Below are 24941 nucleotides of genomic sequence, written 5' to 3'. Positions count from 1 at the left end.
CAAGTGTGGACCGGCGACCGATTTGCCGCTTGGCTGGAAGTGAACCGTATTGGTCTCGGAGTGAACCGATGCAGCAGATCGAGCGCCCCGTCCCGTCGCGCCACTCGGCCTGGAATACGGTGGGTGTACGGCCTCACGAGCAATTCGCCTATTATCGCGAGGCAATCTGCCAGGCTTTCATGAATCTGACGCCGGAGCCGGCGGCGGCAAGCGGCTTTCCCGCCAGCGTCGAGCACGTCCGTCTCGGTAATGCCGCGATCAACCGCGTCAGCTTCCCTGAGCATTTGGTGCGCCGTTCCGCGGCCGATATTGCGGCGTCGGATCGCAGCTGCTTCTACCTCAACCTGAAGCTGGCCGGCCGCTGCCGCATCCAGCAGGACGGTCGCGAGATCAGCCTGTCGCCCGGACAGGTCGGCATCTTCGACAGCGACCGCCAGTTCGCGCTTCTGCACGATCGTGGTCCGCAGCTGCGCGTCGCCTCGTTCTGGGTGCCGGCAGAAGCCTTGCGTGAACGGCTGCCGGCTTCGTTCGACGTCGTTGCGGCACGCCTCTCGGACGATCCCGTCGTCGGCCACCTCATTGTCGAGACCGCGCGCACGCTCAGCGAGGGCGCGCTGCAGATGAGCGAGGACGAAGGTGTGCGGCTGTTCCGGGCGCTGATCGAATTGGTTGCCGTGAGCCTGTCGCGAAGCAGCCGCCTGCACGCCGCTGAAGCCGAGAGTCTCGCCGATGCAACCACGCTGGCGGTGAAACGTGCCATCCACCGGCGGCTCCGCCAGCCGGGACTTGCGGTCGCAGACGTCGCCGCCGCCGTCGGCATCAGCGAGCGCTACGTGCACAAGCTGCTGGCGCGATCGGGCTCAGGCTTCACCGACTACGTCATCGACCATCGTCTCGACGGCGCGGCCAGGGATCTCAGGAATCCCGCGATGGCGGAGCGTGCGATCGGCGCCATCGCGTTCGATTGGGGTTTTTCGGACCTCTCCCACTTCACCCGCCGCTTCAAGCAGCGCTTCGGCTGCCGGCCGCGCGACTGGCGCGCGCGGTGAGGGGAGTTTGCGTGCGGGCCGCTTATGGCAACGCCGTAGCCCCGATCTCCGCTCGTCGTCCCGGATCGGCGCTCCGCTCCGCTTCGCTTGTCCGGGACGACGAGTTGGGATTGCCGTGCAGGGGTGCGCGCCTCTCCCCGACAGCGACCTGATCTACAAGGATCTGGCGATCAAGAGCTTCATGATCTCGTTGGTGCCGCCATAGATCTTCTGGATGCGGGAATCGATGAAGATGCGCGAGATCGGGTATTCCTGCATGTAGCCGTAGCCGCCGAACAGCTGCAGGCATTCGTCGGCGGTCTCGACCTGCTTCTCCGAGCACCAATATTTCGCCATCGATGCCGTCACGGTATCGAGGTCCTTGGCGACCAGGCGCTCGATGCACCAATCGACGAAGACGCGTGCGATCATCGCCTCGGTCTTGCGCTCGGCCAGCGTGAAGGCGGTGTTTTGGAAATCCATCAGCGGCTTGCCGAACGCCTTCCGCTCCTTGGTGTAGTCGGTGGTGAGCTTGACCGCGCGCTCCATCGAGGCGACGGCGCCGACCGCGAGCGCAAGGCGTTCCTGCGGCAATTGCTGCATCAACTGGACAAAACCCTGGCCCTCCTCCTTGCCGAGCAGGTTTTCCGGCGGCACGGTCACGTTGTCGAAAAACAGCTCCGAGGTGTCGGAGGCGTGCAGGCCGATCTTGTCGAGGTTGCGCCCGCGCTTGTAGCCGTCCGCGCCCGCGGTCTCGACCACGATCAGCGAAATGCCTTTGGCACCTAGCTCGCCGGTGCGCGCGACCACGATGACGAGATCGGCGGCCTGGCCGTTGGTGATGAAGGTCTTCTGGCCGTTGATGACGTAGGAATTGCCCTGCTTCTTCGCCGTGGTCTTGACAGCTTGCAAGTCCGAGCCGGTGCCGGGCTCGGTCATGGCGATGGCGCCGACCATCTCGCCGGACGCCATCTTCGGCAGCCAGCGTTTCTTCTGCTCCTCCGAACCGTAATTGAGGATGTAATGCGCGACGATGGCGCTGTGCACGGAGACGCCGGTGGTCAGCTCCGGCACCGTGCTTTCGAGATCGTCGAGAACGGCGGCGTCATAGGCGAAGGTCGCGCCCAGGCCGCCATATTCCTCCGGCACGCTCGCCAGCAGCGCGCCCATCTCGCCGAGCCCGCGCCAGGCGAAGCGGTCGACCATCTTCTGCTCGCGCCACTTCTCGGCATGCGGCGCCAGGTCCTTGGCGAGATATTTGCGGAACTGGTCGCGGAAGACGTCGAGGTCTTCGGTCATCCAGGACGATCGATAATGCATCAGCGCCTCGCTCTCAGACAATCAGGCCGCCGCCGGCGACGACCACCTGACCACTGATATAATTGGATTCCGGACTGCAGAACAGATAGACGGCGTCGGCCGCCTCTTCCGGCGTACCGCCGCGGCCGAGCGGGATCATGCGCGACATGGCTTCCAGCATGTGCGGCTGCACGCCGACCTTGATGTCCCGGCCGGCGACGTCGATGGTCTTCTGCTGCGCCTCGATCGGCTGGGTCAGGCGGGTGTTGATGAGGCCGAAGGCGACGCAATTGACGTTGACCTTGTAGCGGCCCCATTCCTTACACATGGTTCGGGTCAAGCCGATTAGCGAGGCCTTGGCCGAGGAATAGCTGGCCTGCCCGGCATTGCCGTAGAGACCTGCGATGGAGGAGATGTTCACGACCTTGCGGAACACCTCGCGTCCCTCTTCGGCCTCCTTCTTGGAGAAGACGCGGATCGGCTCGGCGGCCGCGCGCAGGATCCGGAACGGCGCGACGAGGTGGACGTCGAGCATGGCCTGGAACTGCTCGTCGGTCATCTTCTGGATGGTGGAGTCCCAGGTATAGCCGGCATTGTTGACGATGATGTCGAGCCCGCCGAACTTGTCCAGCGCGGCGCCGACGAAGCGATCGGCGAAGCCCGCCTCGGCGACGCTGCCGTTCACGGCAGTGGCATTGCCGCCGAGTGCCTCGATCTCCGCGACCACGGCGTTGCCGGGCTCGGCATCGAGGTCGTTGACGACCACCCTGGCGCCTTCGCGCGCCAGCTTGAGCGCGATCGCGCGCCCGATGCCGCGGCCTGAGCCGGTGACGAGCGCGACCTTTCCCTGCAGTTTTGTCATTTGAATGAGTCCTCTTGCTGTCACAGCGCGACGACGGCGCTGCCTTCGAGCTTGACCTCGCCGCGATCGTCCTTGGTGGTGAGCGCGAGCCTTGCGCGACGCTCGCCGTCCTTGACGAAGAGCTCGGTCACGGTGCCTTCGCAAGTGAGCTTGGCGCCGAGCTGAGTGATCGAGACGAACCGGGTCGCAAAGCTGCGGAGCTTCGACGGCGGCACCACATCCGTCAGCGCCTGCCCAAGACAGGCCATCACCAGCATGCCGTGGGCGAACACATCGGGAAATCCGGCGGCCTTGGCGAAGTCGATGTCGACGTGGATCGGATTATGATCGCCCGATGCGCCGCAATAGAGCGCGAGCGTGTGGCGGGTGATCGGCGGAAAGACCTTGTGGACGATGCGGTCGCCGGCCTTGATGTCTCCGGATGCCGTCATGACGCCGCCTCGTTGCGCACGACGATGGTGCGCGCGGTATCGGCGACATGCACGCCGTCCTGATTGGTCACCTCGCATCGGATGCCGATCAGCGTCATCGCGCCGCCCTTCTTGTCCGTTACGCTGGTTACGCGCGGCCGAAACGTTAGGGTGTCGCCGACCAGAACCGGCGCGTGATAGGCGAAGCTTTGCTCACCATGCAGCACGCGGGACAGATTGATGCCGAGCGCGCTGAACATTTCGAAGGGATCGTCGATGTCCATCATCTCCAGGCAGAACAGATAGGTCGGCGGCACCGGCATGCCGGTGAACCCGGCCGCCCGGGCAGCATCCGCATTGCGGTAGACCGGATTCTGTTCACCCAGCGTGTTGAGGAAGTAGCGGAGACGGCCGGGCTCCACGCGCGCGGTGACCGGCGTGAAGCTGCGCCCTACGGCGGACTGGTCGACCATGGCCGATATCAGTGCCGCTTGTAGAGCGTGACGACGCAGGCGCCGCCGAGGCCAAGATTGTGCTGAAGTGCGACCTTGGCACCCTCGACCTGCGTGGCGCCGGCGGTGCCGCGCAGCTGCCGCGTCAGCTCGTAGCACTGCGCAAGCCCGGTGGCGCCGAGCGGATGTCCCTTGGACAGCAATCCGCCGGACGGATTGGTCACGATCCGGCCGCCATAGGTATTGTCGCCGTCATTGATGAACTTGCCGGCTTCACCCTCGCCGCAGAGGCCGAGCGCCTCGTAGGTGATGAGCTCGTTATGAGCAAAGCAGTCGTGCAGCTCCACCACGTCGAGATCGCCGGGGCCGATGCCGGCGCTCTCATAAACCCGGCTGGCAGCCTCTTTTGCCATGTCGTAGCCGACCAGCTGCATCATGTCGCCGGCCTTGAAGGTCGAGGGCGTATCGGTGGTCATGGCCTGCGCCGCGATGCGTACTTCTTTGCCGATGCCATGCTTGTCCGCAAACCGCTCGGAGACCAGCACGGCGGCGGCGCCGCCGCAGGTCGGCGGGCACGCCATCAGGCGCGTCATGACGCCGGGCCAGATCACTTGGTCGTTCATCACGTCGTCCGCCGTGACTTCCTTGCGGAAAAGCGCGAGCGGATTGTTCTTCGCATGTCGGCTCGCCTTGGCGCGCACCTTGGCGAAGGCGTCGAGCGGCGTGCCGTATTTCTTCATGTGGCTGAGCCCGGCGCCGCCGAAATAGCGCAACGCCAGCGGAATGCCGGGGGCGTCGATCAGCTGGTCCGCAGCCGCGTCGAACTCCTCGAACGCGCTCGGGCGATCGGCATAGACGCTGCCGAGCGCGCCGGGCTTCATCTGCTCGAAGCCGACCGCCAGCACGCAATCCAGCGCCCCGCTTGCGATCATTTGCCGCGCCATGAACAGCGCGGTCGATCCGGTCGAGCAATTGTTGTTGACGTTGACGATGGGGATGCCGGTCATCCCGACGGGGTAGAGCGCGCGCTGCCCGCAGGTGGAATCGCCATAGACGTATCCGACATAGGCCTGCTCGATCTTCTCGTAGCCGAGGCCGGCATCGGCGAGCGCGAGCTTGACGGCTTCCGTTCCCATCTCGTGATAGGGGGCGCTGGCGCCCGGCTTGGCAAACGGAATCATGCCGACCCCGGCGACGACCACGTCAGACATCGCTTCCTCCCAATAAATTACCCGTTGGACTTTTTCTTACCCATGGGTAACATATCGTCCGATCTCCACCAGAGTCAACCGACCGACCATGGATTCAGCGCCGCCCGCTCCGCCGTCATCGCCTTCGCCCTGGCTGCCGTTCGAGAGCCGGCGCCGCGCCCGCGACGAGAAGCGCGAGGCGGTGCTGCGCGCCGCCGTGCAGCTGTTCCTGGAGCAGGGCTATCATCGCGTGACGCTGAACGAGGTCGCGGACCGGCTGAACATCACCAAGCCCGCGCTGTACAATTACTTCCGGGGCAAGGACGAGATCCTGTTCGAATGCTGGTCGATGGGCGCCGAACTCGTCGACGGCGTGATCACGGAGATCAACGCCGGCGGCGGTTCGGGTCTCGCCAAGCTGCGCAAGCTGGTGCACGCCTATGCCGAACTGATGGCGACCGATTTCGGCGCGAGCCTGGTGCGTTTCGATTTGCGCGATCTGGCCGAGCGGAACGCCGGTGTCGCACGCGCCGCCAAGAGGCGGATCGACGCCACCTTCCGGCGATACATTACTGCAGGCATTGCTGACGGTTCGATCAGGCCTTGCGATCCCAAGCTTGCAGCCTTCGCGATCGCGGGTTCGCTCAATTGGATCGGCCATTGGTATCGACGGGAGGGCAAGCTGTCGCCGACCGCGATCGCCGACGAGTTCACGGTGCGGCTGACGGACGGCCTGGCGGCCGAGGTTCGGCTGCAAATGACAAAGAAGACGCCGAGGGCGCCGCAAGGGCGCAACTCAGGACGCAAAGCAACAGGGAAGAAACGCACGGGAGGAGAGACGGGATGAACATCACGCACGGCCTGCGCAGGGCGCTGCAGATCAATCCGAATGGGCTGGCGACCGTTTATGGCCAGCGGCGGCGCAGCTGGGGCGAGCTCGGCGAGCGCGTTACAAGGCTGGCCGGCGGCCTGCGCACGCGCGGCGTCAGGGACGGCGACCGTGTTGCGGTGCTGTCCTTCAACTCGGACTGCTATCTCGAGCTCTATCTGGCGACCGGCTGGGCGGGAGGCGTGATCGTGCCGCTCAACATCCGCTGGAGCGCGCTGGAAAACGAGGATGCGCTGCGCGACTGCCGCGCGTCCGTTCTGCTGGTCGACAAGGCCTTTGCGCAGGTCGGCGCGCAGCTCGCCGGCGCCATTCCGGGGCTGAAGCTGATCTATGCCGACGATGGCGAGGCGCCGGCGGGGATGGAGAGCTACGAGAATCTTGTCGCGGGAAGTGCCCCCGTTGCTGATGCCATGCGCAAAAGCGACGATCTCGCCGGCATCTTTTACACCGGCGGCACCACCGGCCGTTCCAAAGGCGTAATGCTCAGTCACCAGAATCTGATGGCCAATGCGCTCAACGCACTCGGCGAAGGCCTGTTTCCGGCAAGCGCGATCTATCTGCATGCGGCTCCGATGTTTCACCTTGCCAACGGTGCGGCGATGTATTCGCTGCTGCTCTCCGGCGGCTCGAACGTGATCGTTCAGGGCTTCACGCCCGAAGGCGTGATGGCTGCGATGCAGAACGAGCGCGTCACAGACGTGCTGCTGGTGCCCACGATGATCCAGATGTTCGTCGATCACCCCGCGATCGGCAAATACGACCTGTCGTCCCTGAAGAACATCATCTACGGGGCCTCGCCGATCAGCGAGGCGGTGCTCGATCGTGCCGCGCGCGCACTGCCGCATGTCCGTTTCACGCAGGCCTATGGCATGACCGAATTGTCGCCGATCGCGACGCTGCTGCATCCCGACGAGCACATCGGGGAGGGACGCAAGAAGGGGCGCCATCGCGGCGCAGGCCGTGCCGCCCTCGGTTGCGAGGTGCGGATCGTCGACGAGAACGACCAGCCGCTGCCGGCGGGCGCCGTCGGTGAGATCGTGGTGCGCGGCGACACCGTGATGATGGGCTATTGGGAGCGGCCGGAGGAGACCGCGCGCGCCGTCGTCGACGGCTGGATGCATACGGGCGACGGCGGCTGCATGGACAAAGATGGGTTCATCTATGTCGTCGACCGGGTGAAAGACATGATCATCTCGGGCGGGGAGAATGTGTACTCGGTCGAGGTCGAGAACGCGCTGGCCCAGCATCCGTCGGTGCTGCAATGCGCCGTGATCGGAATTCCCAATGAGAAATGGGGAGAGCAGGTCCATGCCGTCGTGGTCAAACGCAGCGGCGTAGAGGTTTCGACCGGCGAGCTGATCGAGTTCACGAAGACGTTGATTGCCGGCTACAAATGTCCGCGCAGCATCGAGATCACCGAGACGCCGTTGCCGCTGTCCGGCGCCGGCAAGGTGCTGAAGCGCGAGCTGCGCAGGCCGTTCTGGGAGGGGCGGGAACGGCGGGTCAGCTGACGGCTCCCGCGCGTTACGGCCTGCGCGCCGAGGACGCGCGAAGATTGATGTTTTCCAGATCGTGGTCGCGCGGATACGCCCACCGGGATCGCCATGAACTGTGTTTTCAGGCTGCGTCCGATCTAGCCATGAGCCGTCTTGCCGCCGTCGATCACGAACTGGCCGCCGGTCGTGTAGGGATGATCGTCGGAGGCCAGCACCAGCGCAAAAGCCGCGATCTCCTCAGGCGCTGCCACGCGCTGTAACCCCGGGACGTTGGATTTGGCCCATTGCGCGATGCCGATATGCCAGGCCGCATCGGGCAGGCCCTCCATGCCGGCGAGCCGGCGGATCATCGGGGTGTCCGTGGTGCCGGGGATCAAGGTGTTGATGCGGATGCCATGCTTTGCGTAGTCGAGTGCCGCGGCCTGCACCAGGCCGACCAGTCCCCGCTTGGCAGCCGAATAGGCCGAGCGCTTGGCCGACGTCGCAATGGCGTTGGACGAGGAGGTGACGACGATCGATCCGCCTTTCTCCAGCATGTGCGGGATTTGATATTTCATCGACAGGAACACGCCGCGCAGATCCGTGCCGATCACGTCGTCGAATTCGGCCGCGCTGAATTCATGCAGCGGCTTCTCGATTGAGATGCCGGCATTGTTGAAGGCGACGTCGAGCCGCCCGTAGCGCGCGATGGTCGTATCGACCAGCGCCTTCACCTCGGATTCGTGGCGCAGGTCGGCGCGAACGAAGACGGCCTCGCCGCCGGACTCGCGCACCTCGGTCTCCACCTGCTTGCCACGGTCGGTGTTGCGCCCGCAAAAGGCGACGCGGCCGCCCTCGGCGGCGAACATCAGCGTTGCGGCCCGCCCGATTCCGGAGGTGCCGCCCGTGACGATGACGACCTTGCCCGCGAACCTTTGCTTGCCGCTCGGCTTTTGCTGCGGCAGCGCCGCGCCCTGGCCGAGCGCCACGCCGCCGGCGAGGCCGCCGACGGCACCTGCGAGCATGCCGAGGGCCGCGCCCCCGACCAGATGACGCCGCTTTACGGGATGGCTCGCGGTGATATTCTGCATTTCGGTCATTTCGAACTCCGGTCCGCTCAATCTGAACAGTGTTAAGATAGATATGCTGCAATCTGAACAGTGTCAAGTTACATGAAGAAACGGCCCCCCGCCGCCAAGCGCAGCACCGCTCCGACCCAGGCAAAGCCGGAGGTCGGATACCATCACGGCGAATTGCAGGAGGCGCTGATCGCCGCGAGCGAAGCCATTCTCGCCGAGCAAGGCGCGGAAGCCTTCACGCTGCGCGAAGCCGCACGCCGCGCCGGCGTTTCGCCGGCCGCGCCATCGCATCATTTCGGCAACGCCCAGGGCCTTCTCACCGAAGTGGCGATCCGCGGCTACGACGCGCTTGCCGGCGCCTTGCGCGAGGCGGCCTCCGCCAAGCAGGGCGTCCGCGACAAGCTCCACGCCCAGGGACTTGCCTATGTCGATTATGCGTTGAGGCATCCCGGCCGTTTCCAGATGATGTTTGCCAACAAGCGGCTGGTTGCCGACGATGCGCGCCTGAAGCAGGCGAGCAGGGCCGCCGGCCATGCGTTCGAGGTCGTCGTCGCCGAGCTGACCGGCGGCACCGCGAAGGAGGCGAAGACGGCGGCTGCGGCGGCCTGGTCCACCGTTCACGGCTTTGCCAAGCTTGCGCTCGAGGAGAAATTCGGCTCTGTGAACAATGAGGCCGGACGCCGCGAGATCATGATGACGCTCGATCAGGTCCTGAACTATCTCTGGCCCGCGAGCGGCACGCGCCAATAGAGCATGATCCGGAAAAGTGCGAAGCGGTTTTCCGGAAAGATCATGCGCGAACAACAACCTGAAGCGCGATGACGTTCATCCAGATCTCATCGCGCTTTAGATGCAAATCGAGGCGGTCATGACGGGCAAGACGACAGAGCTCAAGTTCGCCATCGAGCGCATCGGCACGGTCTCGGCGATCCTGACGCAGCCGACCCACGCGCGCGCCTGCTACGTCCTGGCGCACGGCGCCGGCGCAGACATGCGGCATTCCTTCATGGAGAAGGTTGCAGCCGGCCTTGCCGAACGCGGCATTGCGACGTTCCGCTTCAATTTTCCCTACATGGAAGCGAAGAAGGGACGTCCTGACCCGCCCGCAATCGCACACGCGAGCGTGCGCGCCGCGGTCGCGGAGGCGGGGCGGCTCTGCCCCGGGCTGAAGCTCGTTGCCGGTGGAAAATCATTCGGCGGCCGCATGACCTCGCAGGCGCAGTCGAAGTCGCCGCTCCCCGATGTCAAAGGGCTGGCCTTCCTCGGCTTTCCCCTCCATGCTGCCAAGAAGCCGTCGAGCGAGCGCGCCGAGCACCTCGCTGCAATCGCGATTCCCATGCTGTTCCTGCAAGGCACACGCGATGAGCTTGCCGATCTTGCCCATCTCGAGCCCGTCATCGAGCGGCTCGGGCGTAAGGCGACGCTGCATGAGGTCGCAGGCGGCGACCATTCCTTTGCGGTGCTCAAGAAATCCGGCCGTAGCAATGACGAGGCGCTCAACGAGGTGCTGGACACGCTCGCGGCCTGGATCGATGCGCTCGCCTGAGGCTCACGCGGAATAAAGCCCCTTGTCGCGCGCCTTCTGGATCGCGAGCGCGGCGATCAGGTCGAGCGTAGGTGTCGACAGGCCGGCGGTGCGCGCGAAGGCCTGGGGCGCCTTCACCAGCACGTCGATCTCCATGGCGCGGCCGAGCTCGTAATCCTGCAGCAGCGACGGCTTGTGGTTGGGGGCGGGGCCGCTGCGGCTGGCGCGCTTGACCTCGGGAATGAAGTATTGGGCGATCGCGTTGGCTTCGTTCAGCATACGCGGAATCACCTCCGTGAAGGCGGGGTCGTCGCGCACGCCGCGCGCGGTCTGGCCGGTGAGCAGGCACAGCACCGACAGCGACATGTTGGTCAGCAGCTTTGACCAGATCGCCTCGCGGATCTCGGCGACCGGCGGCGATTCCAGCCGCGCATCGTTGAAGACGCCGCGCAGCCTGGTGATGCGCTCGCAATTGCGGTCGTCGCATTCGCCGATCAGGAGGCGGTTGCGGTCCGGCGTCAGGTTCTGCACCACGCCGGGCGCGATCACCTCGTTGGAGGAGAAGATCACGCCGCCGACGATCCGCTCCTTCGGGATGCAGGCGCGCAGGCGTCCGCCGGGGTCGAGGAATGAAATGTCCGGCGGCGTCGGGTGCCGCGGCGGCAGGCCGATGCCGTACCACCAGGGAATGCCGTTTTGGGCGAACACGATCGCAGTATCGTCCTGGAGCAGCGGCTTGATGCTGGAAACCAGTCCCTGAAGCGCCGTCGCCTTCAAGGTCGAGATCACGACGTCCTGCGGGCCGAGCTGGGCCGGGTCGCCTGACGCGTTCACCTTGGCGCCGACCTCGGAATCGCCGACGCGCAGCTTGAGCCCACCCGCGCGGGCCGCCTCCAGATGCGCGCCCCGCATCACGCAGCTGACCTCATGGCCGGCGCGCGCCAGCCGTACCGCAATGTGGCTGCCGACGGCGCCTGCGCCGAAAATGCAGATGCGCATATTGATATCCCGTATCCATCCCGTGGTGTCGCCCGCAGCCAGCATGACACAAGCCGCCATGCGATGGACGCGGCCGCCCTACGCCGGAAAGATATGGATCAGGGCACGCGCGCTCGGCCATAGTGCGCGGCAAACAACCGGAGGACCGCCGATGACTGCCAGCCCCGTCCTGTGGAGCCTCGATGAACGCGGGGTTGCGACCGTCACGTTGAATCGGCCGGAAGTCAACAATGCCTATGACGGCGCGCTGATCTCAGGCGTGCTCGCGGCCATGGACGACCTCGGCAGCAAGCCCAATTTGCGCGTCGTCGTGCTCCGGGGCAACGGCAAGCACTTCCAGGCCGGCGCCGATCTCAAATGGATCAACAGCGTGCGGCCGCAATCGCGCGAGGCGAACGAGGCAGCCTCGCGGGCGACGTTCGAGGCCGTGCAGCGGCTCAACACTTTGCCGCTTCCGACCGTCGCGCTGGTGCAGGGCGGCTGCTTCGGGGGCGGCACCGGCGTCATCGCGGCCTGCGATGTCGTGATTGCAGCGGACAACGCCCTGTTCTCGATCACCGAGGTGCGCTGGGGCCTGACCGCGGCGATCATCATCCCGCAGCTCTGCGATGCCATTAGTGTACGGCAAGTCCGCCGTTACGCGCTGACCGGCGAGCGCTTCGGCGCCGAAGACGCCCGCCGCATCGGCCTCGTCCACGAGGTGGTGCCGCTCGCCGATCTCGAGGCTGCAGGCGCCAAGGTCGTCGAGCAGCTGCTCGCCAACGGACCGGAGGCCATGGCCGAAACCAAGCGGCTCGCGCTGGAGAGCTCGTTCGGCGGCATGGCCGTGGACGATGCTGCCTACACGCGGCTCGTGGAGCTGCATTCGCTCAAGCGCCAGAGCGCGGAGGCGGCGGAGGGACTGGCCTCCTTCGCCGAGAAGCGGGCGGCGAATTGGGGCAGTGGCAAAGGTTAGGCGTCAGCAGCCGCGGCAGATGTTGTTGATGCTGCGGTAGACGGCGTCGTCGTCCTGCCGCAACTGGCGCAGCGTGTCGAGCGTCGTGCTCTCAGCCGCCGGCGTGGCCGGCTTGCGCTTAGCCGACAGGTCTTCCTCCTGCCGCTTGTAGCAGGCCTCGCGATCGGGCTTGGCGGGGATGAAGCGGCAGTTTTGCTCCACGGCCGAGGCGGGAACGGCCGAGATCGCGAGGGCGATAGAAGCGGCGAAGCAGTATCTGACGATGATCGAATCCATGCCTGCACTTGTCTCAGGTCCACCGTTAGCGAGCAACCGCGATCTTGCGGGCATGAGGACCGCCGGCTAAGCCGTGATCCAGTTCGAACCAGATTCCGGGAAGGAACGCGCCATGTGGGCCACGACGATCGACGAACCAGCGCGCAAAGTACCGCTCTATGGCGAATATGAAGTCGTCGTGCTCGGCGGCGGGCCGGCCGGCATCGTGGCGGCAGCCGCAGCGGCGCGCGCGGGACGGAAGACGCTGCTGATCGAACGTTACGGCTTTCTCGGCGGCATGGGCACAGCGGCCGGCGTCACCAATTTCTGCGGCCTGCACGGCAATGTCCATGGCGAGCACCGGCGGCTGGTGCAGGGGCTCGCCTCGGAGCTGCTGGCGCGGATCGATCGCTTGAACGGCCTCAACGCGCCGCATCTGATCCTCGGCAAGGTTTTTGCCCAGGCCTATGACACCGCCGCCTACAAGATCGCGGCCGACCAGCTGCTCGCCAGCCATAAGGTGAATATGCTCTTCCACGCCCTCGGCGCCAGCGTCGTGATGGCCGATGAGCGCCGCATCGACGCGATGCTGATCGAGACCAAGGCCGGCCGGCAGGCGGTGCGCGCGGAGATCTTCATCGACTGCTCCGGCGACGGCGATCTCGCCGTGTGGGCCGGCGCGCCGTTCGAGATCGGCGACGAGCATGGCCATCCGCTCTACCCCTCGATGATGCTCCGTCTCAACGGCATCGATCCCGCAAAGGCCGGCGAGGCCTGGCGCACCATTCCGCAATTGATGGAAAAGGCCGTAGCGGCCGGCACGCACAGGTTTCCGCGCAGAAGCGCGATCGTGCGGCCACAGAAATCCGGCATCGAATGGCGGGTGAACTTTACGCAGGTGGCGCGCGAGGACGGTCATGCCATCAACGGCATCGAGCCCGACGATCTCACCCGCGGCGAGATCGAAGGCCGCAAGCAGGCGCTCGCCGCGTACGAATTCCTGCGCAGCACGGTGCCCGGATTTGAGAAGTCCTACATCGTCGACCTGCCGCCACAGCTCGGCATCCGCGAGACCCGCCGCATCAAGGGTGGCTACCAGCTCAGCGGCGAGGACGTGCTCGGCTGCGCCTCGTTCGCGGATTCCATCGGCGTCAACGGCTGGCCGATCGAGGCCCATGTGCCCGGCGACGTCGTCTTCACCTTCCCGCCGATCCCGGAATCGCGCGGCTATAATGAGCTGCCTTACCGGATGCTGGTCCCTGAGGGCGTCGACAATCTCCTGGTCGCCGGCCGCTGCGCCTCGATGACCCACGAGGGCCAGTCGGCCGCCCGGGTCTCCGGTGCCTGCTTCGCGATGGGTGAAGCCGCCGGTTCCGCCGCCGCGCTGGCGCTGTCCGGAAACCGGATTCCACGCGAAATCCCCATTGAAAAGTTGCAGGAAACGTTGAAACAACAGGGCGCCTTCATCGGACGGGATCAGGCGGTGCCCGAAGGCCTGTAACGCACTGCAAGACAAAGCGGAGGAAACGGGATGATCGGGATTGCGCGGCTCGCGGTAGGGGGCCTGATGGCGATCATGGCTATGGGCACGGCACGGGCCGAGGATGTGCCGAAAGCCAGGATCGGCGTGCTCCGCCTGTCTTCGTCGGCCCCGGTCTTCATCGCGCTGGACAAGGGCTATTTCCGTGAGGCCGGGTTGGAGGTCGAGCTGAAGTTCTTCGACGCAGCGCAGCCGATTGCGGTCGCCACCACCTCGGGCGACGTCGATTTCGGCGTCACTGCCTTCACCGCCGGGCTCTACAATCTCGGCGGCAAGGGCACGCTGAAGGTGATCGGCGGCATGAGCCGCGAGAAGCCCGGCTACCCCCTGATCGGCTATTTCGCCAGCAACAATGCCTATGCGAGCGGCCTGAAGACGCCGAAGGACCTCGCCGGCAAGCGTGTGGCGATGACGCAGGTCGGATCGAGCTTCCATTATTCGCTCGGCCTGCTCGCCGACAAATACGGCTTCAAGCTGGCGGACGTAAAGATCGTGCCGCTGCAATCGCTGTCGAATGCCGCCGCCGCGCTCAAGGGCGAGACCGTCGATGCCGCGTTGCTGCCGATCTCGACTGCGCGAAAGCTGATGGACGAGGGCGGCGCGAAATTCCTGGGCTGGGTTGGTGACGAGACGCCGTGGCAGCTGGGCGCGGTATTCGCCGCGCCGAAGACGTTGGCCAACAAGGCGCTGGTGACGAAATTCCTCGGCGTGCTCGCGAAAGCCGACCGCGAATATCACGACGTCATCCTTGCCGCGATGAAGGACGGTGTCGCCCCGATCAACGACAAGACCAGGCCGCTGCTGGAGATCATCGCAAAGTACACCAACCTGCCGGTCGAGCAGGTGGTCGGCAACTGCGCCTATATCGATCCCGACGGCAAGCTCGACGTGAAGAACGTCGACAACCAGATCAAATGGCTGCAGGAGCAGGGCTTCGTCGACAAGGGCTTTGATGCGGAAGCGATCATCGCGAAGGAATTCGTGAAGGTGGATTGATGCTGATTGTGCAAACTCCCGCGGCAGGCGATCTGCCACCCTCCCCTGGAGGGGGAGGGTCGATCGCACCGGCGATGCGCAGCATCGTCCGGAGCGAGCGGGGCGGGGTGAGCCACGGCGGTGGTCTATCTGTCGCTTGCTCCGACCATTCGCGGGAGCTTCGGGGGCAGGAATTGCCAGCATCCGCGCCGATAGACTGTCACCCCGCCCCGGTTCGCATTTCGCTTCGTTCAATACGACATAGCCGAAGCTTGGCTTCGGCGTTCTCAGGGACGGCCGCCATGGGCGGCCTATGCCCTCCCCCTCCAGGGGAGGGTGAAGAGCGCGCACACCAGTCCGAGCAGAAACGGTGCGCCTCATGGACCTGATCGCCAGCCACATCTCCCATCGCTTCGGCGATCTCGCCGTGCTCGACGACGTCTCCTTCACCGTCAGTGCCGGCGAGGTGGTGGCGATCGTCGGGCCGTCCGGCTGCGGCAAGAGCACGCTGCTGTCGATCCTCGGCGGGTTGCTGCAGCCGACCTCCGGCGCGCCCGAGCTGCGCGGCGCGCCGCCGGCGGACAGTCTCAATCCGCTGACCTTCGTGTTCCAGGACTTTGCGCTGCTGCCCTGGGCGACGGTGGAGGAAAACGTCGAATTCCCGCTGCTGCACACCCAGCTCTCGGCCGCGCAGCGCCGCGCGCTGGTCGAGGATGCGCTGCGCCGCACCGGCCTCACCGATTTTCGCCAAACCTATCCAAAGCAGCTCTCCGGCGGCATGCGCCAGCGCGTCGGCATCTCGCGCGCGCTTGCGGTGAGGCCCGCGATCCTCTTGATGGACGAACCGCTCTCGGCGCTGGATTCGCAGACCCGCGAGCTGCTGCTGGAGGATTTCATCCGCCTGCTTGCCGATGGCGGCATGGGCGCGGTCTACGTCACCCACAATCTCGAAGAGGCCGCGCGGCTCGCCGACCGCATCGTGGTGCTGTCGCGCCGTCCTGGCCGCATCCGCGAGGTCGTCACCGTGCCGATGGCGCGGGCGACGCGCGGCGAAGCGGCGGCGCGCGAAAAGCTCCTGGTGCTGCAGAATCAGATCTGGTCGCTGATCCGCAACGAGGCGATCGATGCCGAGCGCGAGGTCCAGCATGCTTGACCGCGCGGCAACGGACACGGCCAAGAACGAAGCGACGCGGCCCGTCCGCTTCCGCGGCGCCGGTTTCGTGCCTGCCTCGAGCCGGTACGGCGGCTGGATCGCGCTCGGCCTCCTCATCGCGATCTGGCAGGCGGCCGGCAGCGTCGGCCTCGTCAACGCGCTGTTTCTGCCGACTCCTTCCGCAATTGTCCGTGCGATCTACCAGCTCGCGGTCTCCGGCGCACTCTGGCAGCATGTTTCGGCCTCGCTGCTGCGGATCGGCGTCGGCTGGCTGTTGGGAACGGCGGCCGGCATCGCCGTCGGTTTCGCCATCGGCCTGTCGCGCCTTGCGCGCAGCGTCGGCATCACCTTCATCTCGGCGCTGTTTCCGATTCCGAAGATCGCGCTGCTGCCGCTGCTCATTCTCTGGCTCGGCATCGGCGAAGAGCCGAAGATCGCGACCATTGCGCTCGGGGTATTCTTCTCGACCGCGATCTCGGTCTATAGCGGCGTCGATGCCGTGCCGCGCAACCTGATCCGCATGGCGCAGAGCTTCAACGTTCCGTTCGCCACCATCGTGCGCAAGGTGATCTGGCCGGGCGCGCTGCCGGCGATCCTTGCCGGCTTCCGCATCACCGCCTCCGTCGCGCTGCTGCTGGTCGTCAGCGCCGAGATGATCGGCGCCCAATACGGCATCGGCGCCTTCGTGCTGCAGGCCGGCAACCTGATGCAGACCGATCAGCTGCTCGCGGGCGTCGTGATCCTGTCGGTGTTTGGGCTGGCGGTCGGGAAGGTGATCGGCTGGCTGGAGATGCGGCTGTTGCACTGGCGCTAGATACGATCACCGGCGCCGTAGGGTGGGCAAAGCGAAGCGTGCCCACCATTCCTTCATGAGTCGCGAAGACGTGGGCACGGCGCAAGGGCGCCTTTGCCCACCCTACGAGACCGGCGACCGTCACGCGTTCCCGCGGTCTTCCCTGAACAGATCCAGCTTCTGCTGCACCGGCCGATCCGAGAAGCTGAACAGCACGGCGTCCTCATCCGCCTCGTGCGTCACCCAATGCCAGCTCGGCACCACGAACAGGTCGCGCGGGCCCCATTCGAACATTGTATCGCCGACGTGGCTCCGACCCTTACCCTCGATCGGGCAGAACACCGTCGCATCGGTCGAACGATAGCGCGCGGTGTTGAAACCCTTCGGCAGCAGCTGGATGAAGGTGCCAATCGTCGGCATCGCGAAATCGCCGGTCTCGGGGTTGCTGAACTTCAGCTTGAGGCCGTGGCAGGCGTCCCATTCCTGGCTCGTCCTGGCCTTCTCCAGCGCCTCGCGGGTGTAGGCATAGGGATAGCTGAAGATCGGCGAAGTCTTCGAGCTCCGCTTCACATCAACGGGCAAGAGGTTGTGGCCGTAGCGGGCAAAGCTGTCGCCCGCGGGCTTGGTGATCTTCTGCTGGTCTTCCTTCGCGCCTTCGGCAAAGGAGCAGTCGAAGAATTGCACCAGTGGAATGTCGAGGCCGTCGAGCCAGAACATCGGCTGATCGGTCTCGTTGGAATGATCGTGCCAGGTCATCGACGGCGTGATGATGAAGTCCCCGGGCTCCATCGCAGTGCGCTCGCCGTCCACCGCGGTGTGGGCGCCCCTGCCTTCGAGCACGAAGCGCAGCGCCGACTGGCTATGCCGGTGCGCAGGCGCGACGTCGCCGGGCACCACCATCTGCACGCCGGCATAGAGCGAGGTCGTGATCTTGGATTGCCCGCGCAGCCCCGGGTTCTCCAGCACCAGCACGCGCCGCTCGGCTTCCTTGGCGGTGATCAGCTTGCCGGCCTCCGTCATGTAGTCTCGGATGACGTCGAACTTCCAGAGGTGTGGCCGGCAGGCGCTCTTCGGCTCCGGCGTGATCAGGTCGCTCATCACCGTCCACAGCGCGGTGAGATTCTCGCCGTCGATCTTCCGGTAGAACGCCTCGCGTTCCGGCGTCTTGGTCACGGCTTCCATGGTTGCTGCTCCCGATCGTTTGTTGATTGACAGTATACTGAGGATCTAGGTAGCGTCAACGTGACGGATGACATACAAGGTTGTCATTCCGGGGCGAAGGGCCGCGCAACGCGTGGCCCGGCGAGCCCGGAATCCATAACCACGATCGGGAGTATGGATTCCGGGCTCGACGCTGGCGCGTCGCCCCGGAATGACAAAAGCAGGGAGGTCTCAATGAAGCTGCACGGCTATTTCCGCTCCAGCGCCGCCTATCGCGTGCGGATCGCGCTGAACCTCAAGGGGCTCGGCGCCGAGCATCTGCCGCATCATTTGCGGAAGGGCGAGCAATGCGCCCCCAGCTATCTCGCCATCAACCCGCAGGGCCTGGTGCCGGCGCTGGAGGACGATGCGGGCGGAGTGCTGACGCAATCGGTCGCCATCATCGAATGGCTCGACGAGACCCATCCCAATCCGCCGCTGTTGCCGAAGGATCCGCTGCGCCGCGCCAAGGTGCGGGCGTTTGCGCTGGCGATCGCCTGCGACACCCATCCGGTGCAGAACCTGAAAGTGCTGGCGCGGCTGCGTGAGCTCGGCCTGCCCGAGGAGAAGGTCCAGGATTGGGCCGCCTGGGTCAACCGCGAGGGCCTGTCGGCCTGCGAGACGCTGATCAAGGACGAGAAGGGCCCATTCTGCTTCGGCGATGCGCCGACGCTGGCCGATCTCTGCCTCGTGCCTCAGCTCGGCAATGCCCGTCGCTTCGGCGTCGACGTCTCCGCCTATCCGCGCCTGCTCCAGGCCGAGGCCGCCGCCAAGGCGCTGCCGGCGTTTGCCGATGCGGCGCCGGAGAAGCAGCCCGATGCCGAGTAAGCCGCTTGCTCCGATCACGATGGACGCGGTCTATGCCGCGCCGGGTTATCTGTTCCGGCGCATGCAGCAGATCGCGGTCTCCATCTTCATGGAGGAGTGCAAGGCGTTCGACCTCACGCCGGTGCAATATGCCGCGCTGGTCGCAATCCACACCCATCCCGGCATCGACGCGACGCGGCTGTCGGCGGTGATCGCCTTCGACCGCTCGACGCTCGGCAGTGTGATCGAACGTCTCCAGGCCAAGGCCTATATCGAGCGCAAGCCGGCGCCGGAAGACAAGCGGATCAAGCTCCTGTACTTGACGAAGTCCGGCGCCGCGATCCTGCGCGAGATCATCCCCGCCGTCGAGCGCGCCCAGGCCCGGATGCTGGAGCCGCTCAAGCCCGCCGACCGCAAGGCGCTGATGGGCCTGCTGGCGCAGCTGGTCGATCTCAACAACGAAGCCTCCCGCGTGCCGCTGCGCGCGGAGGACGCCCTGGAGCATCTTGGGAAGGCTGGGTGAGGGGCTCCAGTTGTAGAGCGACACTGTCGCCCTCAATCTCGACTGTCATTCCCCGCGCAGGCGGGGAATCCAGTACCCCGCGGCGTCTCGATTCAACCGCTACCGTCTCGGAGTACTGGATCGCCCGGTCAAGCCGGGCGATGACAGCTCGCCTCACATCCGCAGCAACGCCTGCCGATCGATCTTCCCCGTGCCGGTCTTCGGCAACTCGTCGATGAAGATCACCTCGCGCGGATATTTGTAGGGCAGCAGCCTGGCCTTGACATAGTCCTGCAGCCTGCGCGTCGCCTCACTCTGGTCGACCGCTCGGCTGTTCATCACCACCACAGCCTTCAGCGTCATGCGACGGTCCGGCAGCTCGGCGGCGAACACCGCGCATTCGCGGATGTCGGGGTGATCGGCGAGGCACAGCTCGACCTCGAGCGGGTAGACCCACTGGCCGGAGATCTTGATGAGATCGTCGGCGCGGCCACGGAAGAAGTGGAAACCGTCGGCATCCCGCACGAAGCGATCACCGGTGTAGATCCAGCCGCCCTCGCGGATGGTCTCGGCGGATTTGTCCGGCCGGTTCCAGTACAGCGGCGTGTTGGAATCACCGCGGACCCACAGAATCCCTTCCTCGTTGTCGCCGACGTCGCGGCCGTCCTTGTCGCGCAGCGCGACCTCATAGCCGGGAACGCGCAGGCCCGCAGCGCCGAGCTTCTTCTGCTCGGGCCGGTTGGAGAGATAGATGTGCAGCACCTCGGTCGAGCCGAGGCCTTCGACGATTTCGAGCCCCGTCAGCGTCTTCCAGCCGTTGAAGACCTCGGCCGAGAGCACCTCGGCGGCGGAGAGCGCCATGCGCAGCGACGAGAAATCCGTCTTGTCCGCGCCTTCGGCCTTGGTCAGCGCGGTGTAGAGCGTCGGCAGGCCGAAGAAGACCGTGGGCCTGTACTTCTCGATCGCCGCGAAGATCGCTGCCGGCTTCGGCTGGCCCGGCAGCAGCAATGTTGCGGCGCCGGCCGAGAACGGGAAGGTGACGGAATTGCCGAAGCCATAGGCGAAGAAAATCTTCGGCACCGAGAAGCAGATGTCGTCAGGCGTCAGCTTCAGTACGTTCCGCGCAAAGGCGGCATCCGTGTAGGCCATGTCGTGCTGCAGGTGCACGATGCCTTTGGGCCGTCCGGTCGAGCCGGAGGAGTACATCCAGAACGCCATTTCGTCGCGCTGCGTCGGCGCTTCCGCCAGCTCAGCAGAAAATTGCGCGAGCCAGCTCGCCGCCGCGAGCGCCCGCGGCGCCGCGTGCTCGCCGGCCGCGCCGTTGGCCACGATCAGCGTATGCAGCTTGGTCTCCCTGCAAGCCTCGGCATTGAAGCGCGCCGCGAATTCTGCATCCGCCACCGCGACGGTCGCGCCGGAATCGGCGAGGTAGAATTGCAAGAGGTCCGGCGGCGTCAACGTATTGATCAGCAGCGGCACGAAGCCGGCGCGCACGGCGCCGAAGAAGGCGGCGGGGTAGGCCGGCGTGTCGTCGAGAAACAACAGCACGCGATCGCCGCGCTTCAGGCCAAGCGAGGCGAAACCGTTGCCCCAGCGGCAGGCCTCCGCGCAGAGCTCGGGATAAGTGCGCGTGCCTGCTGGCCCCAGGAGCGCGAGCTTGTCGCCGCGGCCCTTGCCGAGATTGTCGAACAGCACGCGGCCGGCATTGTAGATGTCGGGAACGGCAAAGCCGATCTCGCGCGCGCCATCGCTGTCCGCTGGCACCTGGTCACGGATGTCATGGCTCATGCCGCATCTCCGCCCTTGTCTTCGGCGCCGTCTCCGGCGTTCCTGGCCGCCTCGTAGCGAGCCATGAAGGTCGGCGACATCGCACGCAGCCGGGAATCGTCGATGCGGCCGGAGCGGGTGATGTAGCTGTAGGCGAAGTCCATCAGGGGAAGCTTCATGTGCTCGGCGAAATGTTCGTACCAGAACGCACTGGTGCGCGCCGCGTTGACGAGCTTCTGCACGATGGGCTTGCGCGCGGCCTGATAGCGATGCAGCGCGGTCGCAAGATGCGCATCCGACTCCAGCGCCTTGACGAGGGCGATGGCGTCCTCGATCGCGAGCCGTGTGCCCGAGCCGATCGAGAAATGCGCCGAATGCAGGGCGTCGCCGAGCAGCACCATGTTCTTGAACGACCAGTGCTCGTTCCAGATCCAGGGAAAATTGCGCCAGACCGATTTGTTGGAGACGAGGCAATGGCCGCCGAGCGTGTCGGCGAACACCTCCTCGCAGACGCCCTTGGACTGCTCGACGTCCTTGTAGGCGAACCCATAGGCCTGCCAGGTGGCGTAATCGCATTCGACCAGGAAGGTGCTCATGGTCGGCGAATAGCGGTAGTGATGGGCGTTGAAGGCGCCGCGTTCGGTCTTCACGAAAGTCTGCGACAGCGTGTCGAAGCGTTTCGAGGTGCCGTACCAGACGAACTTGTTGGATGAGTAGGACAGCGAGGTGCCGAAATCGCCCTCATAGGCGCGGCGCACCAGCGAGTTCAGCCCGTCGGCGGCAACGATCAGATCGTGGCCGTTGAGCTGGTCGATCGCCTGGATCTGCGTGTCGAAGCGTGGCGTGACGCCGATAGCGAATGCGCGCTGCTGCAGGAATCTGAGCAGGTCCAGCCGGCCGATCGAGGAGAAGCCGACGCCGTCGATGGCGACGCTGTCGCCATGCAGGTGCAGCGTGATGTTCTCCCAGCTCTCCATGTGCGGGGCGATCGCATCGACCGTCTCGGGGTCGTCGGCGCGCAGGAATTCCAGCGCCTGGTCGGAGAACACGACGCCAAAGCCCCAGGTCGCGTCGGCCGGGTTCTGTTCGAACAGGTCGACCTGATCCTCGGGGTGACGCTTCTTCCAGAGATAGGCGAAGTAGAGCCCACCGGGCCCCCCGCCAATCACGGCGATCCGCAACGTCTGCCTCCCTAATTGACAGTATACTTACTATCTAGGGGTAGACTAATGTGCTCCGGTGTCCTGCGCCAGCGGAATTATTGCCAGCGCGCGGCACGCCAAAGCACGTGTCCGGACACGCTCGTGCGCGTCCGAAACTGTCAGGTGCGAATCATAGCCAAACCGGGGCGGATTGGCCACCGGGGGGTCAGACGCAGCGCTTCACATAGACCCCGTTCACCAGAACCCGGGTGCAGCGGACCGCCGGCACCGGCTTGCGGACGACCACGGCCGCGTTCGGGCCGGCGCAGCCGGCGCGAACGACGCCGCGTGCGCACACCACCGCATTGGCGTCGGTGGCATCGAAGGTCATGGTGGCGGCGAAGGCCAGAAGCGCAGAAGCAACGAGCAGCAATGAACGCATGTTGTCCTCCCGGGGCTTGTCGTGGTCGTAGCGGCCTTTCAAACAAGGATCGGTTAGTTTACGCCTCAGCACGCGCAAACCTTCGCGTCACGCACCGCAATTCATGCCGCGGACGAATTAAGCCCGCTCGGTGTCATCGCGCCGCGAAAGGCGCGAGCACCTCCTTGCAGGCCGGCGAGAGCGATGCCGCCCGATTGGAAATGCATTGGATGATCCGGCCGCCGCCGGGCGCCACGCCGGCGCAGAGGGTGCGGATGTCGGCGCCGCAAGCCGACCGCACGATGAACAGCTCTTCGCGCGGCAGCAATGGCCGCAGCACGATGGCGGCCGGAGCCGCGGCAGGCGCCGCCTCTGCGGCCGGTGCAGCAGCGGAAGCAGGCGCGGCCGCTCCGCCACCGAAAGCCGCGTTCACCGCCTTGGCGCAACCGGCCGACACCTTCGCCTTGTTCTTCTCCAGGCATTCGAGCGCGGGCGCGCCGCCGGGCGGCACGCTGGCGCAGACCTTGGGATAATCGCCGCGGCAGGCGCTCTTGATCGCGGAAACCTGCGCGGGGCTCGGCTGCTTTGCTGCTGCTGCCTTCGGCGCCGCCGCCGCTCCCGGCTTGGAAGCTGGCGCGGCAGCCGGCGCCGCTTCCGTTTTGGCCGGTTCAGATTTGGCCGGTTCAGATTTGGCGGGCGCTGCTTCGGTCTTCGGCGCGGCGGCCGGTTCGACCGCGCGAACCGCAGCTTGGCAGCCCGACGACAGGCTCGACATGTTCTTGGCGAGGCATTGATACGCCTCCACTCCGCCAGGCGTCACGCTCGAGCAATGCGCCATGAAGTCCGAGCGGCATGCGGACCGGATCGCGCTTTTCTGGGCCTCGGTCTGCGCGAACGCTCCTGTTGCAGTTGCGAAGAGTGCTGTCGCCAGCAACGCTGTGCGCGTCGATGCATGCTTCAACGTTTTGAACATTTGAATGAATTCCTGCCCGATCGGGAACGCCGACCATCCTGAAAAAATATGCAAGCGCAATAGTCGCGAGGGTCAGCTCGCGAGCGGCATCTTTGGCCGCTTCGGCCTCTACCGCAAGTCAATTGTGCCGGCGCAATTGGGGCGCGACTACGTCGTCAGTCTCACCATGCGCTTGCCGCGGTTCTCGCCTGCGAGCAATCCGATCAGCGCTTTCGGCGTGTTCTCAAGTCCATCGAGAATGTCCTCCTGCACCTTGAGCTTGCCGGATTTCACCCAGGCCTGGAGATCGGCGAGCGCGCGCTCGCTGTCCTTCATGTAGTCCATCACGATGAAGCCCTGCATGGTCAGCCGCTTCACCACGACCAGGCCGGGCACGCCGCGCGGGCCATGTGCGGCAGGCGCGCCGTCATATTGCGAGATCGCGCCACAACAGGCGATGCGGCCGTAATTGTTCATCTGCGGCAGGCAGGCTTCGAGGATGTCGCCGCCGACATTGTCGAAATAGACGTCGATGCCTTTCGGGGCCGCTGCGCGCAGCGCCTTGAACACCGCGCCGTCCTTGTAGTCCACGGCGGCATCGAAGCCGAGCTCGGAGGTCAGCCAGTTGCACTTGTCGGCGCCGCCGGCGATGCCGACGACGCGGCATCCCCTGATCTTGGCGATCTGTCCGACGATCGAGCCGACCGAGCCTGCGGCTGCGGAGACCACGACCGTCTCGCCCTCTCTCGGCTTGCCGATCTCAAGCAGGCCGAAATAAGCGGTGAGGCCCGCGATGCCGAACACGCTGAGCAGGTGCGTCATCGGCTCGAGCTTCGGCATCTTGGTCAGATGCTTCGCCGGCACGGCGGCAAATTCCTGCCAGCCGGTGTCGCCGAATACGATATCGCCGGGCGCAAGCCCCGCTGCCTTCGAGTTGACGACCTCGGCGATGGCGCCGCCGGCCATGACGCTGTTGGCTTCGACGGCGGAACGATAGGTCGCGCCGTGCATCCAGGCGCGGTTGGCCGCGTCGAGCGAGATGTAGCGTACGCGCAGCAAGGCCTCGCCGTCCTTCGGCTCCGGCATCGCGCCCTCGACCATCCTGAAATGTTCGGGACCGAGCTTGCCGCTGGGCTTCTCCACCAGCAGGATCTGGCGATTGATGTTGCCGCTCATGGCGTTTCCCTCTTCATTTGCTTGACGATCATTGATGCAGCCGCCGCAAGGAAAGCGTGCAAGCCGCATGCGTCGTGCGCTGCATGAAGGCTAGA

At 65.5% G+C, this 24941-nt stretch carries 26 protein-coding genes; 12 read left to right on the top strand and 14 right to left on the bottom strand.

The window, feature by feature from the left end:
• Positions 1-68: 68 nt before the first annotated feature.
• On the top strand, positions 69-1049 hold the full coding sequence (locus tag I6F28_RS22080; RefSeq protein WP_225141051.1) for a helix-turn-helix domain-containing protein: 981 nt from the start codon (positions 69-71) through the stop codon (positions 1047-1049).
• A 153-nt stretch (positions 1050-1202) separates the two neighbouring features.
• Here the strand turns inward: I6F28_RS22080 and I6F28_RS22075 are convergent, their stop codons facing one another.
• Genes I6F28_RS22075 through I6F28_RS22055 form a run of 5 tightly spaced genes read right to left on the bottom strand, consistent with a single transcriptional unit; the run spans position 1203 to position 5262 of the window.
• The gene (locus tag I6F28_RS22075) at positions 1203-2348 is read right to left on the bottom strand and encodes an acyl-CoA dehydrogenase family protein (RefSeq protein WP_109141712.1); all 1146 of its coding nucleotides are present in this window, start codon (positions 2346-2348) and stop codon (positions 1203-1205) included.
• Positions 2349-2361: 13 nt separating this feature from the next.
• Positions 2362-3189: an SDR family NAD(P)-dependent oxidoreductase gene (locus tag I6F28_RS22070; RefSeq protein WP_225137656.1), complete on the bottom strand. Its 828-nt coding sequence runs from the start codon at positions 3187-3189 to the stop codon at positions 2362-2364.
• A gap of 20 nt (positions 3190-3209) precedes the next feature.
• Positions 3210-3620, bottom strand: coding sequence for a MaoC family dehydratase (locus tag I6F28_RS22065; RefSeq protein ID WP_225141049.1), 411 nt, complete (start codon positions 3618-3620; stop codon positions 3210-3212).
• A complete protein-coding gene (locus I6F28_RS22060) occupies positions 3617-4072 on the bottom strand; it encodes a MaoC family dehydratase N-terminal domain-containing protein (protein WP_109141709.1) in 456 nt (151 codons plus the stop codon). Before I6F28_RS22060 ends, I6F28_RS22065 begins: the two co-directional genes overlap by 4 nt.
• Before the next feature lie 8 nt (positions 4073-4080).
• Positions 4081-5262 (bottom strand): lipid-transfer protein, encoded by a 1182-nt coding sequence (locus I6F28_RS22055; protein WP_109141708.1) that lies wholly within the window; start codon positions 5260-5262, stop codon positions 4081-4083.
• Between the two features lie 88 nt (positions 5263-5350).
• Between I6F28_RS22055 and I6F28_RS22050 the strand changes: the two genes are divergently transcribed.
• Together I6F28_RS22050 and I6F28_RS22045 are read left to right on the top strand one after the other, a co-directional pair.
• Positions 5351-6088: a TetR/AcrR family transcriptional regulator gene (locus tag I6F28_RS22050; RefSeq protein ID WP_225141046.1), complete on the top strand. Its 738-nt coding sequence runs from the start codon at positions 5351-5353 to the stop codon at positions 6086-6088.
• Entirely contained in the window at positions 6085-7641 is a 1557-nt protein-coding gene (locus I6F28_RS22045) for an acyl-CoA synthetase (protein WP_225141044.1), read from the top strand. Before I6F28_RS22050 ends, I6F28_RS22045 begins: the two co-directional genes overlap by 4 nt.
• Positions 7642-7763: 122 nt before the next feature.
• On the opposite strand, the gene I6F28_RS22040 is transcribed toward I6F28_RS22045, so the two are convergent.
• A complete protein-coding gene (locus I6F28_RS22040) occupies positions 7764-8705 on the bottom strand; it encodes an SDR family NAD(P)-dependent oxidoreductase (RefSeq protein ID WP_225141042.1) in 942 nt (313 codons plus the stop codon).
• Positions 8706-8777: 72 nt separating this feature from the next.
• Between I6F28_RS22040 and I6F28_RS22035 the strand changes: the two genes are divergently transcribed.
• Positions 8778-9434: a TetR/AcrR family transcriptional regulator gene (locus I6F28_RS22035; RefSeq protein ID WP_225141040.1), complete on the top strand. Its 657-nt coding sequence runs from the start codon at positions 8778-8780 to the stop codon at positions 9432-9434.
• Between the two features lie 118 nt (positions 9435-9552).
• Positions 9553-10230: an alpha/beta hydrolase family protein gene (locus I6F28_RS22030; protein ID WP_225141037.1), complete on the top strand. Its 678-nt coding sequence runs from the start codon at positions 9553-9555 to the stop codon at positions 10228-10230.
• A 3-nt stretch (positions 10231-10233) separates the two neighbouring features.
• On the opposite strand, the gene I6F28_RS22025 is transcribed toward I6F28_RS22030, so the two are convergent.
• Positions 10234-11208, bottom strand: a complete 975-nt coding sequence (locus tag I6F28_RS22025; RefSeq protein WP_225141035.1) for a ketopantoate reductase family protein — start codon at positions 11206-11208, stop codon at positions 10234-10236.
• A 151-nt stretch (positions 11209-11359) separates the two neighbouring features.
• On the opposite strand from I6F28_RS22025, the gene I6F28_RS22020 reads away from it, so the two are divergent.
• Positions 11360-12163: an enoyl-CoA hydratase-related protein gene (locus I6F28_RS22020; RefSeq protein ID WP_225141033.1), complete on the top strand. Its 804-nt coding sequence runs from the start codon at positions 11360-11362 to the stop codon at positions 12161-12163.
• Between the two features lie 3 nt (positions 12164-12166).
• On the opposite strand, the gene I6F28_RS22015 is transcribed toward I6F28_RS22020, so the two are convergent.
• Positions 12167-12439: a hypothetical protein gene (locus tag I6F28_RS22015; RefSeq protein ID WP_225113683.1), complete on the bottom strand. Its 273-nt coding sequence runs from the start codon at positions 12437-12439 to the stop codon at positions 12167-12169.
• A gap of 112 nt (positions 12440-12551) precedes the next feature.
• On the opposite strand from I6F28_RS22015, the gene I6F28_RS22010 reads away from it, so the two are divergent.
• The 4 genes from I6F28_RS22010 (at position 12552) to I6F28_RS21995 (ending at position 16900) form a co-directional block, all read left to right on the top strand.
• The gene (locus tag I6F28_RS22010; protein ID WP_225141031.1) at positions 12552-13919 is read left to right on the top strand and encodes an FAD-dependent oxidoreductase; all 1368 of its coding nucleotides are present in this window, start codon (positions 12552-12554) and stop codon (positions 13917-13919) included.
• A gap of 30 nt (positions 13920-13949) precedes the next feature.
• A complete protein-coding gene (locus I6F28_RS22005; protein WP_225141029.1) occupies positions 13950-14954 on the top strand; it encodes an ABC transporter substrate-binding protein in 1005 nt (334 codons plus the stop codon).
• Between the two features lie 358 nt (positions 14955-15312).
• A complete protein-coding gene (locus I6F28_RS22000) occupies positions 15313-16086 on the top strand; it encodes an ABC transporter ATP-binding protein (protein WP_225141027.1) in 774 nt (257 codons plus the stop codon).
• Positions 16079-16900, top strand: coding sequence for an ABC transporter permease (locus I6F28_RS21995; RefSeq protein WP_225141025.1), 822 nt, complete (start codon positions 16079-16081; stop codon positions 16898-16900). Before I6F28_RS22000 ends, I6F28_RS21995 begins: the two co-directional genes overlap by 8 nt.
• 120 nt (positions 16901-17020) lie before the next feature.
• On the opposite strand, the gene gtdA is transcribed toward I6F28_RS21995, so the two are convergent.
• Entirely contained in the window at positions 17021-18061 is a 1041-nt protein-coding gene (gene gtdA / locus I6F28_RS21990; protein WP_225113687.1) for a gentisate 1,2-dioxygenase, read from the bottom strand.
• Between the two features lie 213 nt (positions 18062-18274).
• On the opposite strand from gtdA, the gene maiA reads away from it, so the two are divergent.
• Both maiA and I6F28_RS21980 read left to right on the top strand, forming a co-directional pair.
• A complete protein-coding gene (gene maiA / locus I6F28_RS21985; protein WP_225141023.1) occupies positions 18275-18907 on the top strand; it encodes a maleylacetoacetate isomerase in 633 nt (210 codons plus the stop codon).
• Positions 18897-19409, top strand: a complete 513-nt coding sequence (locus tag I6F28_RS21980; RefSeq protein WP_225141022.1) for a MarR family winged helix-turn-helix transcriptional regulator — start codon at positions 18897-18899, stop codon at positions 19407-19409. The genes maiA and I6F28_RS21980 overlap by 11 nt, the downstream gene beginning before the upstream one ends.
• 153 nt (positions 19410-19562) lie before the next feature.
• Here I6F28_RS21980 and I6F28_RS21975 read toward each other — a convergent pair whose 3' ends face one another.
• The 5 genes from I6F28_RS21975 to I6F28_RS21955 all read right to left on the bottom strand — a co-directional run bounded on the left by I6F28_RS21975 (position 19563) and on the right by I6F28_RS21955 (position 24846).
• The gene (locus I6F28_RS21975; protein ID WP_225141020.1) at positions 19563-21176 is read right to left on the bottom strand and encodes a benzoate-CoA ligase family protein; all 1614 of its coding nucleotides are present in this window, start codon (positions 21174-21176) and stop codon (positions 19563-19565) included.
• Positions 21173-22336, bottom strand: coding sequence for an FAD-dependent monooxygenase (locus tag I6F28_RS21970; protein ID WP_225141018.1), 1164 nt, complete (start codon positions 22334-22336; stop codon positions 21173-21175). The genes I6F28_RS21975 and I6F28_RS21970 overlap by 4 nt, the downstream gene beginning before the upstream one ends.
• 187 nt (positions 22337-22523) lie before the next feature.
• Complete coding sequence (locus I6F28_RS21965; protein ID WP_109145511.1) at positions 22524-22739, bottom strand: hypothetical protein; 216 nt, start codon at positions 22737-22739, stop codon at positions 22524-22526.
• Between the two features lie 133 nt (positions 22740-22872).
• Positions 22873-23691 carry a cysteine rich repeat-containing protein gene (locus tag I6F28_RS21960; RefSeq protein WP_225141016.1) on the bottom strand — a complete coding sequence of 273 codons (819 nt, stop codon included), beginning with the start codon at positions 23689-23691 and terminating at the stop codon, positions 22873-22875.
• A 147-nt stretch (positions 23692-23838) separates the two neighbouring features.
• Positions 23839-24846, bottom strand: a complete 1008-nt coding sequence (locus I6F28_RS21955) for an NADP-dependent oxidoreductase (RefSeq protein WP_036014249.1) — start codon at positions 24844-24846, stop codon at positions 23839-23841.
• Between the last annotated feature and the right edge of the window lie 95 nt (positions 24847-24941).

Origin of the sequence: Bradyrhizobium sp. NBAIM14 (genome assembly GCF_020193895.1) — a bacterium.
Classification (GTDB): domain Bacteria; phylum Pseudomonadota; class Alphaproteobacteria; order Rhizobiales; family Xanthobacteraceae; genus Bradyrhizobium; species Bradyrhizobium yuanmingense.
Note: the sequence above shows the minus strand (reverse complement) of the source record. Positions and strands in the feature narration are given on the sequence as shown.

Bases quoted from the DNA above. Each gene is read 5' to 3' on its own strand.
- I6F28_RS22015 (WP_225113683.1), bottom strand. From the start codon at position 12,439: ATGGATTCGATCATCGTCAGATACTGCTTCGCCGCTTCTATCGCCCTC.
- I6F28_RS21965 (WP_109145511.1), bottom strand. From the start codon at position 22,739: ATGCGTTCATTGCTGCTCGTTGCTTCTGCGCTTCTGGCCTTCGCCGCC.
- I6F28_RS22000 (WP_225141027.1), top strand. From the start codon at position 15,313: ATGGACCTGATCGCCAGCCACATCTCCCATCGCTTCGGCGATCTCGCC.
- I6F28_RS22080 (WP_225141051.1), top strand. From the start codon at position 69: ATGCAGCAGATCGAGCGCCCCGTCCCGTCGCGCCACTCGGCCTGGAAT.
- I6F28_RS22040 (WP_225141042.1), bottom strand. From the start codon at position 8,705: ATGACCGAAATGCAGAATATCACCGCGAGCCATCCCGTAAAGCGGCGT.
- I6F28_RS22010 (WP_225141031.1), top strand. From the start codon at position 12,552: ATGTGGGCCACGACGATCGACGAACCAGCGCGCAAAGTACCGCTCTAT.
- I6F28_RS22050 (WP_225141046.1), top strand. From the start codon at position 5,351: ATGGATTCAGCGCCGCCCGCTCCGCCGTCATCGCCTTCGCCCTGGCTG.
- I6F28_RS22060 (WP_109141709.1), bottom strand. From the start codon at position 4,072: ATGGTCGACCAGTCCGCCGTAGGGCGCAGCTTCACGCCGGTCACCGCG.
- I6F28_RS22065 (WP_225141049.1), bottom strand. From the start codon at position 3,620: ATGACGGCATCCGGAGACATCAAGGCCGGCGACCGCATCGTCCACAAG.
- gtdA (WP_225113687.1), bottom strand. From the start codon at position 18,061: ATGGAAGCCGTGACCAAGACGCCGGAACGCGAGGCGTTCTACCGGAAG.
- maiA (WP_225141023.1), top strand. From the start codon at position 18,275: ATGAAGCTGCACGGCTATTTCCGCTCCAGCGCCGCCTATCGCGTGCGG.
- I6F28_RS22075 (WP_109141712.1), bottom strand. From the start codon at position 2,348: ATGCATTATCGATCGTCCTGGATGACCGAAGACCTCGACGTCTTCCGC.
- I6F28_RS22035 (WP_225141040.1), top strand. From the start codon at position 8,778: ATGAAGAAACGGCCCCCCGCCGCCAAGCGCAGCACCGCTCCGACCCAG.
- I6F28_RS22020 (WP_225141033.1), top strand. From the start codon at position 11,360: ATGACTGCCAGCCCCGTCCTGTGGAGCCTCGATGAACGCGGGGTTGCG.
- I6F28_RS22070 (WP_225137656.1), bottom strand. From the start codon at position 3,189: ATGACAAAACTGCAGGGAAAGGTCGCGCTCGTCACCGGCTCAGGCCGC.
- I6F28_RS21995 (WP_225141025.1), top strand. From the start codon at position 16,079: ATGCTTGACCGCGCGGCAACGGACACGGCCAAGAACGAAGCGACGCGG.
- I6F28_RS22055 (WP_109141708.1), bottom strand. From the start codon at position 5,262: ATGTCTGACGTGGTCGTCGCCGGGGTCGGCATGATTCCGTTTGCCAAG.
- I6F28_RS21960 (WP_225141016.1), bottom strand. From the start codon at position 23,691: ATGTTCAAAACGTTGAAGCATGCATCGACGCGCACAGCGTTGCTGGCG.
- I6F28_RS21955 (WP_036014249.1), bottom strand. From the start codon at position 24,846: ATGAGCGGCAACATCAATCGCCAGATCCTGCTGGTGGAGAAGCCCAGC.
- I6F28_RS22030 (WP_225141037.1), top strand. From the start codon at position 9,553: ATGACGGGCAAGACGACAGAGCTCAAGTTCGCCATCGAGCGCATCGGC.
- I6F28_RS22005 (WP_225141029.1), top strand. From the start codon at position 13,950: ATGATCGGGATTGCGCGGCTCGCGGTAGGGGGCCTGATGGCGATCATG.
- I6F28_RS22025 (WP_225141035.1), bottom strand. From the start codon at position 11,208: ATGCGCATCTGCATTTTCGGCGCAGGCGCCGTCGGCAGCCACATTGCG.
- I6F28_RS21975 (WP_225141020.1), bottom strand. From the start codon at position 21,176: ATGAGCCATGACATCCGTGACCAGGTGCCAGCGGACAGCGATGGCGCG.
- I6F28_RS21980 (WP_225141022.1), top strand. From the start codon at position 18,897: ATGCCGAGTAAGCCGCTTGCTCCGATCACGATGGACGCGGTCTATGCC.
- I6F28_RS22045 (WP_225141044.1), top strand. From the start codon at position 6,085: ATGAACATCACGCACGGCCTGCGCAGGGCGCTGCAGATCAATCCGAAT.